The 15,131-nt window shown below is 46.2% G+C and carries 11 protein-coding genes; all 11 read left to right on the forward strand.

Annotated elements, in window-relative coordinates; translation table 11 throughout:
* The coding region (locus tag FC20_RS07395; protein ID WP_156402964.1) for a DUF6096 family protein at positions 1-374 on the forward strand (374 nt) is incomplete at its 5' end.
* Between the two features lie 101 nt (positions 375-475).
* Positions 476-727: a hypothetical protein gene (locus FC20_RS07400; RefSeq protein WP_008461035.1), complete on the forward strand. Its 252-nt coding sequence runs from the start codon at positions 476-478 to the stop codon at positions 725-727.
* A gap of 20 nt (positions 728-747) precedes the next feature.
* Positions 748-5,877 (forward strand): hypothetical protein, encoded by a 5,130-nt coding sequence (locus FC20_RS07405; RefSeq protein ID WP_056945361.1) that lies wholly within the window; start codon positions 748-750, stop codon positions 5,875-5,877.
* Positions 5,878-5,893: 16 nt separating this feature from the next.
* Positions 5,894-6,256: a DUF6711 family protein gene (locus FC20_RS07410; RefSeq protein WP_008461027.1), complete on the forward strand. Its 363-nt coding sequence runs from the start codon at positions 5,894-5,896 to the stop codon at positions 6,254-6,256.
* A 13-nt stretch (positions 6,257-6,269) separates the two neighbouring features.
* Positions 6,270-12,398: a gp58-like family protein gene (locus FC20_RS07415; RefSeq protein ID WP_056945362.1), complete on the forward strand. Its 6,129-nt coding sequence runs from the start codon at positions 6,270-6,272 to the stop codon at positions 12,396-12,398.
* Positions 12,399-12,509: 111 nt separating this feature from the next.
* Positions 12,510-12,743: a hypothetical protein gene (locus tag FC20_RS07420; RefSeq protein WP_008461017.1), complete on the forward strand. Its 234-nt coding sequence runs from the start codon at positions 12,510-12,512 to the stop codon at positions 12,741-12,743.
* Positions 12,744-12,754: 11 nt separating this feature from the next.
* Positions 12,755-12,925, forward strand: coding sequence for a hypothetical protein (locus tag FC20_RS10380; RefSeq protein ID WP_155859260.1), 171 nt, complete (start codon positions 12,755-12,757; stop codon positions 12,923-12,925).
* Positions 12,894-13,328, forward strand: a complete 435-nt coding sequence (locus FC20_RS07425) for a hypothetical protein (RefSeq protein WP_008461014.1) — start codon at positions 12,894-12,896, stop codon at positions 13,326-13,328. Before FC20_RS10380 ends, FC20_RS07425 begins: the two co-directional genes overlap by 32 nt.
* 5 nt (positions 13,329-13,333) lie before the next feature.
* On the forward strand, positions 13,334-13,615 hold the full coding sequence (locus FC20_RS07430; RefSeq protein ID WP_039943544.1) for a hypothetical protein: 282 nt from the start codon (positions 13,334-13,336) through the stop codon (positions 13,613-13,615).
* Between the two features lie 14 nt (positions 13,616-13,629).
* Positions 13,630-14,049, forward strand: coding sequence for a phage holin (locus FC20_RS07435; protein ID WP_155859258.1), 420 nt, complete (start codon positions 13,630-13,632; stop codon positions 14,047-14,049).
* Complete coding sequence (locus FC20_RS07440; protein WP_056945363.1) at positions 14,042-14,941, forward strand: GH25 family lysozyme; 900 nt, start codon at positions 14,042-14,044, stop codon at positions 14,939-14,941. The genes FC20_RS07435 and FC20_RS07440 overlap by 8 nt, the downstream gene beginning before the upstream one ends.
* Positions 14,942-15,131 lie beyond the last annotated feature (190 nt).

Raw genomic sequence — 15,131 nt, forward strand, 5'->3', positions numbered from 1 at the left:
CTAAAGAGATTAAGTTGGGTAAGTTAACGCTCGAATGCAAGTTGGACGGCCGGGCAATTTTGCAAGTCGAAAAGCGCTTGAAAAAGTCAATTTTGACGCTGTTTATTGGACCTGAAGGCCAAGTTCAATTCCCACCAATTAATGAAATTTTGGTGGTTTTACAAGGCTCAAACAAGGTCCACGGGGTTAGCGATGAAGACATCATTAACGCATTTGAAGATTATATTGACAACGGCGGCACCACCACGGACCTTTATACCGCGGTTAATGATTTGCTCGCTCAATCTGGTTTTTTCGGCAAGCAGAAGGACGATTCGAAGACCGCTACAGAATTGGCACAAACCAGCCTCAGCCTGGTGGACAACGAGGAATAAGTTACTCCACTGTTAGCGAATTACTTTGGGCGATTTATCCTAAAGCAGTAGAAAGTGGTATTTCAGCCGCGGAATTCTGGGACTTAACCTTTGATGAAGTCATGGTTCAAACTGAAGCAAATGTTCAACGCGAAAAAGAGCAGCTCACGGCCAGGGCGTATATGGACCACCAATTGGCTAGTTTGATTGCGTATGCCTTTAATGACCCGGCCAAAATGCCCAAAGTGGAAGAAGCATATCCATTTGTTAACCAGGGTCAAGACCAGGCGGAGGAAATGCCAGAATGGAAGAAAGACCAGCTAATTTTAATGCAACAAGCAGAAATGATTAAACGGTCTAGACAAAATCAATAAAAGAAAGGAGGTTAGATAGCGTGGAGTTAGAGCAATTAGAGGTATTATTCAAGGCCAATTATTCAGACGTCATTCAAAAGACACAAGAATTGGCCAACCTTTTTCAAAACGATTTTGGCCAAATTTCTAGCAATGTTCAGAATTCGCTTAACCAAATGGCCAATGCCAGCAACCAAAACGCGCAAAAGGTTAAGCAAGATTCTAATGACATCGTTAATGCGAAAAGAAATGAAGCTAGCCAAGTAAATGACGCGGTCAATTCAGAACACGGCGCTTTTAGTCGTATTTCCGAAGCATTTCAAACGTTAAAAAGCAAGCTAGCAAATAACAATTTTGACCACACTTTTGACAAGTTAAAGCAGTCGGCTAAAAAGGTAGAAGATACCAAGATTAAAGCGCCTGAAGTTGATACCAGCGACTTAAACAAGGCCACCCGTGATGTTCTCAAGCAAGTGGACACCATTAACCAAAAAATGGAACAAGCCCGGCGAGAACAGGCAAAACTACAGAAGTTAATGAGTATGCGGACGGACGTTATTAAGACGGACCCGGAAAGTTTACCAAAACTTGATGCACAAATTGACCAGCAACGGGTTAAGATGACGCGCTATTTAAACCAGGCCAAAAGTTTAGCGCAAAATATGCGAGAGGAATTTAATAAGATTCCTGCCAGCCTTGAACAAATAGCCGGGGCTATGGACCGCAACGAAGCGGCTATTAACAACCAAAAGCAGTTAATGGCCAGTCTTAAAGAAAAGATGGAATACACTTATGATCCTAACCAGATTGCGAAATTCCAGCAAGCTTACGACCGACAGAATGACGCCTTAGAGCGGTTGATTGTCAAACAGGACAAGTTGGGTGAGCAGTACGCCTACACCGAAGACAAGGCAGAGGCCTATAAGAAAGTTATTGATAACCTTGACTTGTCTTTGAATGAAAACGGCGAAGCGGCAGACAAGGCCGGGCGCAAGAATGCCGGGCTAGGATCCAGATTCGCTAGCCTTAGAAACATGCTAAGCGGATTAAGAAGTCATTTCAGCCTGTTCGGCAATAGTGCAGAACAGGCCGGCAACCGTGCGCGCAATGGCTTTAACCGGGGCTACAGGTCCGGGCTTAACCTTGTTTCGATTGGGAGAATGCTGGCAATGCAGATTCTTGTTTACCAGCTTTTAAACAAGGCGATTATGGCCCTGGGGTCAGCGTTCTTTAGCGCTTTAAAGGCTAATACGCAATTCTCGGCATCACTTAACCAAATTCAGGTTAACCTATTAACCGCCTTTTATCCTATTTATAAGACGGTTTTACCGGCCTTAAATGCCTTGATGTCAGCTTTAAGCCAGGCTACGGCGTGGATTGCTAATTTTGTTGCGGCGTTAACTGAAGCTAACCAGGCCGGCGCTAAAGGCTTGTATAACCAAATCCAGGCAATGAAAGACACTTCCAGCGCCTCCAAGTCGGCTACTTCAGCGGTTAAGAAACAGCAAGAAGAACAGGCTAAGGCCGTTAGAGAGTCAAACGCAAAAATTCAAGCAGCCAATAAAGCCGGGCGTTTGGCTGTACAGCAAGAAAACAAAAAGATCGAAAAAGCTAATAACAGGGCCAAGGAATCTTACGAAAAGCAAAAAAAGGCCGCGGAAGATCTCAAGAATTCCTTAATGGGGTTTGATGAGATTAACGTTCTAGACAAGGACAATTCTATCGATGATGGCGGTTATGACAAGCAAGCCAAAAAGACATTTACTCCACAGCCTACACAGACGGTGCCTAGTGTTGGCAGCGATACGGGCGATACTGGGGCTGGTTCGGGTGGTACTGGGACCAATCTGTTAGACTTCAGCAAGCCAATTAACGAGGACGGCGGAGCTTTTAAGGCGGCTAAGGACCTTAAAAAGCTTTTAGGCGAATTGTTTAAGCCAATGCAAGACGCCTGGGATAAGGAAGGCGCCAAGACCATTAAGGCAGCAAAATACGCCTGGGAGCAACTCAAAAAGGCCGTGGAAGCCGTGGGCCGGTCCTTTAAATCTGTTTGGACTAATGGTACTGGCGAAACAACAGTTCGAAACTTACTAAAGCTATTGCAGACAATGCTTAACATTGTCGGTGACATTGCTAGAGCGTTTAGAAAGGCATGGACTGATAACGGGGCCGGAACTAAGCTTATTCAATCTTATTTCAATGCCTTAAACAAGGTTCTAAAGCTATGTAATGACATTGGCAATTCGTTTAGACGTGCTTTTAATTCTGGTGTGGGCGTTTCGATTTTTTCACATTTAATTTCTATAGCAACTAACCTTAATAAGACCGTTGGCAATCTTGCGGGCCAATTTGATAAAGCCTGGAAGTCTGGCGATACTGGCACAAAGATTTTTAAAGATGTTCTTAATATCATAAATGACGACTTGTCAGCGCTTGGCAAGATGTCATCAGCAACCGCCAAATGGGCTAAGAGCATCGACTTCGGCCCACTTTTAAAGTCTATTGATGTTCTCTTAAAAGCCGTAAGATCAATTAATAAGGACATTTGGAGCGGTATTGAATGGGGTTACAAGAACGTTCTTTTGCCTTTGTCAAAATGGACGATCACGCAATTAGCGCCAAACTTTATTAAAGCGCTGGCAGCCGCTTTGAAGTTGGTGCATACCGTCATTGATGCGGCTAAGCCGGCCTTCAAATGGGCCTGGGAATCGTTCTTAAAGCCAATAGCTAAATGGACCGGTAAAGCGGTTATTGAAGGTTTGAAACTTCTTACTAATGCCTTGAATGGCTTATCAAGCTGGGCAAGCAAGCACCAGAAACTCATTACAAGCGTTGCTAAGGTCCTAATTACTTGGTTTACGTTTAAAGTGTCAGTTAGTGCAATCGAGAGTGCTACATCGAAGTTTGGATCCTTGCTAGGCATTGCCAAAGAGCTTTGGACCAAGAAAACAGTGTTTAAAGACCTGATAGATGGTATTGGTATTACCAAGATCAAGGAGATTGGGACGAACCTTAAAACCATTTATTCTTACTCCAAAGATCTAGTCTCTATTTCCTGGGGCAAGATCACGACAGCTGGTGGATACCTCAAGACTATTGCGGGTATTGGCTGGGACAAGGTAAAAGTTGGCGGTGGTTATCTTAAAACTATTGCCGGTTTAGGCTGGGAAAAGATAAAAGCCGCTGGTGGTTACCTCAAGACTATTGCAGGTTTGGCCTGGGACGGTTTAAAAGCTGGCGTTGGCAAGCTGGCAGAATTGGCAAAATTGGGCTGGTCTAATGTCAAATTGTTAGCCGGTTACATGGGCGACTTAATTAAATTAGGCTGGTCTAAATTAATTGGATTTGTTCAACTGTTAGGGACTGGCTTAAAAGCCCTTTGGGTGGTTATGGCGGCTAATCCAATAGGCGCGGTGATTGCAGCTATTGCCGCGCTGGTGGCTATTTTCGCGACCCTTTACGCAACCAACAAACCATTTAGAGCATGGTGCAATGGCATTTGGGGTAATATCACCAAATACTTCGGCGGTTTAGGAAAGTGGTTCGGCAAAAAGTGGGCCGACGTTGCCAAAGGCTGGGGAGACTTCAAGAAATCCTTTAGCAAAAGCTGGAGTAAGCACTGGTCGAGCATTAAAGATGGTGTAGTTGGTAAAAACGGTGTCTGGACACACCTTAAAACTCAAGCCGGCAAGACCTGGACGGAATTCACCAGTTCATTGTCTAAATGGTGGGGTAAATTTAGCCCCGACTGGAAGAAGTACTGGAACAACGTTAAAACACACGTAACCGGTAAAAACGGTGTCTGGGAACACTTAAAGACGCAATCAGGCAAGACCTGGAACCACTTTACAACCAGCTTGGCCAAGTGGTGGCCGGGCTTTTCTTCCTCATGGTCTAAGAAGTGGAACAGTGTAAAAAACACATTAAGCAAGGCCTTTAGCTCATTAGTTAAGAGTGCTGGTTCATTGGGTGGCAAGATTGCCAAGGCGATTAGTGGAGGCTGGAATGCCGTAACCTCAACCGTTGGCAAGCTTGCAAATAAGATCATCAAGCCAATTCAAACGGTAATTCAAAAAGTTGGTCAAGGTATCAACTGGGCACTTGGTAAGGTTGGTCAATCTGGCTTTAACTGGTCCTTTGACTGGTCATACCATTATGCAAATGGTACTGGTGGACACCCTGGCGGTTTAGCATTAGTTAACGACCAGGAAGGCGACACCTACAGAGAAGCGTTCCAATTGCCAAACGGCCAAACCGGGCTATTTCCAGCGGTTAGAAACTTGCTAATGGATTTACCGGCCGGCACTAAAGTTATGCCAGCAGCTCAAACCAAATCATTGCTGGGAGATACTCCACACTATGCCGGCGGTATTGGTGACTTTGATTTCAATTTTGACTTTAGCGGGCTTAATAGCATTGCTAGCTCAATCGGTGATTTTGCCGGCGGGGTTATGGATACGTTCGAAGATATTTTAAAAGACATTACCCACCCTTCAAAGCTGGTGGAATACATCATTTCTAAATTTGTTGGATCGAATTCAGAAACGGCGTCAATTTCTGTGAAATTGTTTGATGGCTTAAAGTCAATCATGGACAAGAAATTGTTTGGTTGGGCGTCAGACTTCTTGAAGCGATTTGGTAAAAAAGAAAAGAAAAAGTCTTCATCTTCTTCTAGCTCAAGCAGTGGAAATTGGGACGCCTTTAGCAAGTCTATGGCCAGCTTGTCCAAGATCTTTTCTAAAGGTTTTGGTTTTGAAAACGGTGGTTTAATCAACAAGGAAGGTTACTATCTTGTAGGTGAAGGAAACAAGCCAGAAATGGTTATTCCACTGACTGACAAGATTAGAGCGCTTGAACTGATTCAAAAATCAATGTCATTCATGGGCGAGAACTTCAGAAATGGCGTTCAAATGCCTAGAGGGCTTGAAAATCAGATTTCATTCGCTGGCACGGTTAATAGCGGTACTAAGGCAAATAATGACTTCACGTCAAGCATTGTTAACGCGATTGTTCAGGGCTTGCAAATGGCCAATATGGGCAGTCAACCAGCCGGCAATAATCAGCCAATTAACGTGACTATCCAAGTCGATTCAACCAAGTTGGGCGAGGCCGCAATTAAAGGTATTAACCAAGTCAACCAGGCCAACGGAAAAAATATGTTAAGAATTTAAGAGGTGAGAACCATTAATGGACTATCATTTAACAATTTCTGGGACACGGGTTAAGGCCCCGCAGTCCTTTGATGTGGCTATCCAAGACATTGACGCTAAAGCATCACGTGATGCGCATGGGCTATTACACCGTGACCGGCTAACCACTAAACGCAAGCTAACTATTAAGTGGGGGGCTTTATCTCTAAGTGATGCCAAGGCCATTCTAAGCGCGGTTAAATCAGAGTTCTTCAAAGTTGAGTATCTAGATCCAGAAATTGGAGGATTAACCACCAAGACCTTTTATGTAGGGGACCGAACAGTGCCTTCTTTAATTTGGTCCGATGCCTTAGATGGTTATGTTTGGCAAAATTTGAGTTTTGATTTAGTCGAGCAGTAAGAGGGGTGACTAAGTGTTAGAACAAAGTGATACAGTTAAACAAGCCTGGCAAGCCAGCGAAAGAACGCTGGATATTGTCATTAATGTTGATGGTACAGACTACCAGGCGACTAGTGTTAATTCTTTGAGTTATGATGCTGGGGCCTTCACTGGTGATAGTCTGGGAATTGGGTCAAATTATGAAAATTCCATTTCAGCGGAGTTCTCAAGCGTCATTGAAGCATTTACGGCCGGTCAAGTGGTTAAGCCTAAAATTGGTATCAAGGTTAATGGAAAATTTGAATATACGCCTTTAGGCGTGTTCATCATTTCTGAAGTTAACCGCGATAGAAACAACAATTTGACCACCATTAAGGCGCTGGACCAAATGGTTAAGCTAGAACGGGCTTACACTTCTACTTTGAAATACCCGGCCACAATGCTAGATGTGGTTGCAGAAATTGCTAATCAAGGCGGGGTAACTGTTAACCAAACAGATTTAACTCACCTCCCTAGCCTGCCTAATCTTGATAGTGCGATTACCGGCCAAACGTTAAGAACCGCTTTAGGCTGGATTGCTCAATTTTACGCGGGTTTTGCAGCATTTGACCGTAACGGCCAATTAACAATTAGAACGGCCGCTACACCCGATTACACAATTACGCCTGGTGAATACCAGCAAGGCGGCCTGACCAAGAACGAGGTTGCTTACAAGACAGGCGGGATCAAGGTAACGGTCAACACCAAAAAGACCGATGATTCCGGCCAAGAGGTTGACGACACAACCACGCTTCAAGCTGGGGAAACAACGGGCAGCCAAATCGAACTGACTAACGATTCTATGACCAGTGATCTGTTAACCACGGTTTGGACTGGGATTAAGGATATTACGTACTACCCTTACACCCTTAACTGGTTTGGTAACCCAAACTTGGAAGCTGGGGACTGGGTAACGCTGACTGACACGCAGGGAAATAAGTTTAACGTTCCGGTCAACCAGTACACGATGTCATTTAATGGGGGCTTGGAATCAACGATTTCAGCAACCCAATCCAGTTCAACCGCTGGTGGGTATGCCTACACGGGTTCGGCAGGGTCAATCAAAAACATGATTGAAGCCCTCCAGGCCCGGCACACGGCAAGCGGGAACAATGTCTACCCTCCAAGCTATCAAGGACAGCCAAAGAATCCTAAGAAGGGTGACGTTTGGTATAAACAAAACGGCAATAACGTTGAAGTTTGGATCTACCAGGAAGAGGACGGCAAGCTTTCATGGACTAGAACACCTCTTGACGGTGAAGTTAAGGCAGAGCTTCAAGCCATGGGCAAGAAAACCGATGAAGACTTAACCCGGGTCAAGAACGAGCTCTCAAGCGCGGCAGAAAGCCAATGGGAATCTGCTAAGACTGCAATCAGTGAGACAGACCAGCGGCTGACATCTCTTCAGGCCGAACAGAATGCTTCTTTGGCGGATTTGCGCAACACGGCCGATAATCTCCATGCGGAGGTTAAAAGTTTGCATGCCGATGCAGACTCCATGAGAGGCTCTTTGGCGGATACTAGGGCCAGTCTAATAGCGACTACTAGCAAAGTTAATAATGATTTGGCCAGCATCAAGAGCAGCTTATCCGCAGTGGACAGCGATTTGTCAGCGACTAAGACCAGCCTGGCTGACACTGGGAATAGACTGGCAATGGCTACCTCAGAATTTCAGAGACAGACCGGCCAGCTTAGTGGTAGCTTGAGCACAGCCAACAGTAAGATTGAGTTCAACAGCAACGCCATTGCTGAGGTCAAGCGTACGGCCGAAGAAATCAGCACTACGGTAAGTAATATCCGTGTGGGCGATAGAAACCTTGCCCGAGGCAATGCGTCTTCCAAAGATTGGGTTGCCTTCCAGGGCTTTAATAGCCTTACAAACTATGGATACAATTTGGTTGATTACTCCATAGATACACTCAAGGCTGGTGATACAGTCACGTTTGGCGTCATTATAAAAAACGATGGTGTAACCAGCGGGACGATGTTTTTTCAGCAATTCGGTGATGTCTCCTTATGGAATAGAGACTACGGTGCTATTAGCCCAGGTGGCAATGTAACTGACTTTGTGTCAAACGGCACTGAGAAAGCTTTGACTTACACAATTCCAATTACTGCGGGAATGCTTGACGGAAACAGCACATATACTATAAATATCAGAACAGATAACGTTCCAGCGGGTGGCAAGCTTAGTTTTAGATATGCTTTCGTCAAAAAAGGCACGATGGCTACCGACTGGACACCCGCCCCAGAGGACACCGACCAAGCAATTTCTAAGATCACCCAAACAGCCGATACAATCCGTGCAGATCTAGCTAACACAAAGGGTGATGTTGCTAGCGTGAAAGCAACCGCAAGTAGTTTGCAAACGCAGATCACTGACAATAAGAACAACATCAGTACTGTTAAACAGACGGCTGATAGTTTAACCAGTACGGTTGGACAAATGCCCGCTAAATGGCAACAGGCTATCAACGACAAGGCCAGTGCTCAAGTACTGACCAATGGCGTTGACATGAACAATCTAACTACAGCCGGGACTTATTTAATTAAAGACTTCTCTGTTAAGAACGCTCCAGTCTCCGCTTACTTTATGGCAACGGTTGACGCAACGGCAGATCACACGAGAGTTGTTCAACGGGTCAAGAGAGATGCAGATAATATTGCCTATGAGCGCTCTAATTATGACAAAGGTTGGACAGCGTGGGAGCGGGTTGCGACTGGTACAGACGTAAGCTCTATCCAGCAAACCATGTCCGGCATCACTACTCGTGTAAGCAATGCAGAGGGCAATGTAAGTAGTTTGCAACAGACCGCTAAAGGGTTGCAGTCCAGTGTTGCAAATGCACAGGGCGATATATCCAGCTTAAAGCAGACAGCAAGTGGGCTTACGTCACGGGTAGGCAATGCGGAAGGACACATTTCACAGTTACAGCAAACGGCTAATGGTTTGACTAGCACGGTAAGCAATTTGCATTCTGGGGATAGAAACTATGTGCGTGGTACTTCAAGCGATTGGTCAAATCTGACTGACTTCAACAATAAAACTAACTATTGCTTGCAATTGGGAATATTCTACCTTGGCGACTTAAAAGAAGGCGATCAGATCACGCTGGGGATAACGCTCAAAAACGCAGGCATAACCAGCGGACAAATGATTTTATTCCAGGGCAATGGTGACGTTAAGGGATGGACGTTTGGTGTAAATGGTAGCTATGACATTGCTAAATGGTTACCAGCTGGACAAACGAGAGAAATTCGAATAATCAAAACACTGAGTGCAAACGATGTTGCAAACAATACAATCCAGCTCCAAATCAGAACTGACAATGTTCCAGCAGGCGGCACGCTTAGCGCTAAGTGTGTTTATATCAAGCGTGGCAGCTTAGCCACCGATTGGTCTCCAGCTCCAGAAGATACTGATTCGTCCATTTCCCAAATCAAGCAAACTGCCGACAGAATCCAAGCCCAAGTGAGCGACAACAAAAGCAATATTTCCAGCGTCAAACATACCGCAGACGAAGTGCGCACTGACCTCACTAACGCCAATCATGACATCTCTACTCTGAAGTCCAGGGCGGACTCACTTACGTCCAGCATCACGAATGCAAACAATCAGATCAGCACACTCCAGCAGAGAGCGGACAGTCTAACCAGTACGCTTAGCAATGGTGGACGCAATCTGTTATCCAATACCAGAGAGATTAATGACCCATCACTTTGGGAAAACTTATGGGCGTGGGATAAAGGCGATTTCTACAATGACGGAATCAATAAATGCCAGATTGTTCAGAACAGCACTCACAAATGGAATGGTTTGAACCAATATGTTTTTGTTGAAGGGGGGAAAAAGTACACCTACTCTATTGATGCCAAGTCGGGCGACACCAGCAATCATACGGCTTGGTTCTTCTGCAATATATATGATGTTCCGGGAAATCAGAACAATAAGTCAAGTTCAATGATAGGCAGTGGGCAAGTGCTGCATTACACGCCAACATGGACTAGATATTCATTTACCGTCACAGCCCCCACAAATGGTTATGCTTGCCCAAGCATTGTTCGTGGGACAACCACTAATGAATTGCTTCAATTGGCAAGACCGCAGTTCGAATACGGCGATACAGCAACTCCATGGCAACCGTCTAACGGTGACATTTCCTCCCTCCAGCAAACCGCATCTCAGCTAACCAGCGACATGAAGGACGCAAAGGGTAACATCTCAACTCTCCAGCAGACGGCGGGTGGGCTGACATCACGGGTAGGCAATGCTGAGGAAAATATCTCCAGCGTCCAGCAAACCGCCAAAGAGCTAAAAGCAACGGTTGGGGATTCCAAGTCCGGGCTTGTTTCCACCGTTAACGCCATGCCGGGCAAGATTACATCGGCTATCACGGCTTCCAAGCAGGCTACAGTGATTACATCGGCTGTTGACCTGCACAACATGACAACGGCCGGCTACTACCTGCTGAAGGGCGCATTGACCAACTCTCCGGTCACGGCTTGGGCATTCCTCCGAGTAATCACCTCAGACAGCGGGGATCGTGTCTATCATCGGATTTGGAAGGACAACGGAAGTACCGTTTATACGGAAGAATGGACGGGCTCTTGGTCTGGTTGGGCAACCCACATCAACTCAGACAACCTTAAATCAAATGTCATCACGGCCATTAATCAGTCTACAGAGGGCGTTTCAATCACTGGGTCTAAGATTACCCTGGACGGTAATGTAAATGTTGCTCCGGGCTTCACATTGAGTGCTGACTACATCAAAGCAGGCACGATGCGCGCCGACCGGATCTCCGGCGGGAAGTTGAATTTCGACGATATCTATGTCATCGGGCTGACGGCAAATTCAATCAGCTCCGGTAGTATTTCCGGGCAGAACTTGAACATTAACCTTGACAACGGGGTAGTAGAGTTCACGAAGGGCAACCTACATTCAACGGACGGTGGGTTCAACATTAGCATTGACACCAAATCCTTCTACCTTGACATGGGGAATAACACCAAGCTTTGGATTGACGGCAACGGCTTCCACCTTCAAGAGAGCGACACCCAGCATCTCTGGTTAAACAAAGACGGGCTACACAATTACACCACATCAAACAGCAACGGCGTTCATATTCAAGACAGTACACTTAGAGTTTTGAACAACAACGGGGAAGGCTTGGTAGCTCAAAACGGATTGCTTCAATTTTCTACATTGCCAACGTGGCTTAATTTTGGCGCTAACAGCACGCTGACTGCGCAGGCTTACGGAATCATCGGCCCGGACAAGAATCTTTTTGGGTCGTCAAAAAACGGTTTATTTGTTAAAGGCCGTGAGGGCGTGGTTATTGGGACAAACTCTTATAATGGCGAAACCTTCTTAGGCTCGCTTTTCAATGCAAACAGCGTTTCTGGCTCAGGCATCAGCCTTTCTGACGACATGACAAAAGCGGCACTGTTCTTCACTAAAGCACCGTTAATTCTAGCTGGTGGGCCGACGTGGGACGACATAAACGGGCTGCCGGAAAAGCCTTATATTTCGGTTGGGAGTGACTGGTATTATGACCACCCAGGGGCATACATGAATCAAAGTGGCCAAGGGACTTATACTCGGGGTAATAATATTATTGTGTCTTCACGTAATACGAACATTATCGGCTATGACTGGATTAATTTTAAATCCTTCGGCCGGATTGCTCTGGACGCTGACTATGTGCACTCATATCCGACCTATCTTAAGACCACATCCGCTGGGGCCAACGTTTTTGTTGCCCCCGATGGTGCACTTATCCGCAGCTCTTCAGCCCGCAAGTACAAGACTGACATCCAAGATGCAGATAATGACTACGGAAACAAGCTGATTGAGCTTACACCGCAGAAGTGGATCGATAAGGCCGAAAAGAAGCACTATGAAGAGGATCCGGAAAATAACAAGAAACCGGGCTACTACTACGGGCTAATTGCCGATGATCTTGACGCCGCTGGCCTTGACATGCTTGTCAACTACGGGGCAGAGGGAGAAGTTGAAGGGATCAACTACGACCGTTTGGCCGTTGCCCTGCTCCCGGTAATCAAGTCGCTTAAAGACCAGGTGGCAAGCCTTAAAAAGCAGATCAAGGCACTGACTAAATAGAACTAGGGACAAACATGAGCGAAACCAGACCCCCACCAGGGCGGAAAAACATCGTAATCATTAATCTACAAGGCCGGAAGACCTATTTTTTATCTAAAAAGGAGAACTAAAATGATCGTTTACATTGCAAATGACTCTTACCAACGTGATGAAAAGGGCGGCATCTTGTCTATGACTGGTGCGGTTGAAGGCCGTAACCAAGAAACCGGGGAATCACTTAACTCTTACGTGAAATTGACCAAGGAAGACTTGGGTGAAGGCGTAACTTTTGAAGAACTGACTTACAACGCCAAGGTTGAAGCATGCAAGAAAAAGATGATCGCATGGCTTCAGGCAAGCAAGTAGGAGGCCGAAAGATGGATAAGGGAGTTTCACAAGATTCGATGATTCGGGCGCTGTTAGCCAAGGTCAACGAATTGAGCGGCGAAAACATCAAGCTCATGGCTACAGTCTACGATTTGGAGGACAAGCTGAAGAAAGCTGAAGGTGATGGCGATGAAAAGAAAGAGTCTGAACAAGCTGATTAGTGAGGCCAAGCAGAACGTGCTGCACCTCATTATCGGATCAAACTTGGCAATCATCGGCGTAACGTTGCTGACACATCACCGCTATTTCTTCTGGCCGCCACATCCGGCATGGATCACCGCTATTGAAAACGACAGCGTGGTCGGCTTTATTGGCCTCTGTGTTGGCCTAGGCATGATCGGTTGGGCAATGGACGAAAAGCACTCAAACAGCTTAAATCGGTTTCTGATTTCAACCGCTAGTGCCTATTACGCTCTATTAAGTGCGACTGAGTTCATGCACGGGCTGTTTGCTCCGGCCGGTGTTCCAAACATGCTTACATCCGGCTTTACCGAGCTTGCATTGCTTTTCATTACTCTTTACATGGCAAAGATTAGCCCCGGAAAAGACGATGATGATTATTAGGAAGGGTGGTTCCGATTAATTGGAGAGAGATTATTCTTAAGGCACTGCCCCTGATTCCAACAATAATAATGTACGTGGCAAGCTACAGACTTAGTATTGCCAAGAATGCCAAGGAAGAAAAACAAGACCAGTTCGACCGCCTAAATGAGGAAAATGCACGGCTGACTGGGGAGTTGGAGAAAAAAGACAAAAAAATTGAAGACCTTCAGCAGAGAGTTGAAGATCTTCAGGACGAATTAAACGATGTTCGTAGTCAGTGCTATGGCGGCAACTATAAACATCGTTAGAAAGGATGACGATAATGACAGCTAAAGATTGGTTTGACATTGTTTTCGCATTAGGGACGATTGCCCTGGCCGTGATCGCAAGTGTTTACTTACACTATAAGGCCAAGATTGACACTAAGACGGCGGCTGGGAAAGCCTTTGACACCATTGGCAAGCTGGCCGTTTGGGCGGTCAATGAGGCTGAATTTAGTGGTATGGCAGGTGACCAAAAGCGTGAGTTCGCCGCTGAGGTCATTACCGAACAGCTTCAGCGAAAAGGAATCACTGGGATTACCAAATCAACGGTTTACGGGGCTATTCAAGCCGCTTGGGCAGCCGCAGACTTCAACCATGGGGAGACAACCAAGGAAGCGCCAAAAGCCGTTGAAGCCCCTGTTTCTGGCTCTAAGATGGTTATGGATGATGCACCCGTGGAGGTGAAGAATAATGGCTAGAACTTACGGCGTTGATGTTGCTGTTTACCAGCCTACAGACTTGGCAAGCTACCATAAGGCAGGCGCTAGCTTTGCTATCGTTAAGCTGACTGAGGGAACTGGTTACTTTAATCCTAAAGCACAAGCACAGGTAACCAGCGCACGGGCTAACCACCTTTATACGCATGCCTATCACTTTGCCAACTTTGGCAGTTCGGTATCACAGGCCAAAAAGGAAGCCAAGTACTTCTTAACGTGGGTGAAAAAAACTAACATTAGCAAGAAACGGATGCTCTGGCTTGACTGGGAGCCATCATCTGCCAATCGGGTTGATGGGGCTAGATCAGCCAATACGGCGGCTATTTTGGCCTTCATGCGGGCACTGAAGGACGCTGGCTATCGCCCGGGCCTCTATGCAGGGGCGGCGTTGATGCGGTCAGCAATCGACACCAAGCGGGTCATTTCTAAGTTTGGGACTTGCCTTTGGGTTGCGTCATACCCGACGGCGGACCCAGTTTCAGCAGCTAACTTTGGCTATTTTCCAGCTCTGGATGGCGTGGCTATTTGGCAGTTCACGAACAACTGGAAGGGCTTGAATGTGGATGGCAACGTGGCCGTGGTTGATCTCCATAATGTGGCAGCTAAGCCAGCGCCTAAGAAGTCCAAGCCAACCAGCAAATGGGTAAAGAAGGGCGGTACTTTTACACTGAAAAAAGCACTCCACCTCCATAAGTCGCCTAAGATCACTGCCGGGAGCATCGCCAAGCTGAAAGCCGGAGATGTAGTCAGCTTTGACGCTGTCTTGCAAGGCCCGAAGCGGGTTTGGCTGAGACAACCACGCTCTGATGGCAAGTACGGCTACATCGTTGCACAGGATAAGAATGGCAAGGCCACCGGCAAAATCAAATATTAGCAAAATAGCTCTCTGCCCGGTTTGGACAGAGAGTAGCTTGGCGATGACAATTGAATCATTGAAAAGACCTCATTCCGTAATTGGGATGAGGTCTTTTTTGTTGTTTGGTGACCGGAATGTGACCGGTTGGAAACTGAAATACTGTTATACCGGGTTTTCTAGCCCCGATTTTAAGGAGAGTACAGGATTT

This window comes from Lactobacillus equicursoris DSM 19284 = JCM 14600 = CIP 110162 (genome assembly GCF_001434815.1).
Taxonomy (GTDB): domain Bacteria; phylum Bacillota; class Bacilli; order Lactobacillales; family Lactobacillaceae; genus Lactobacillus; species Lactobacillus equicursoris.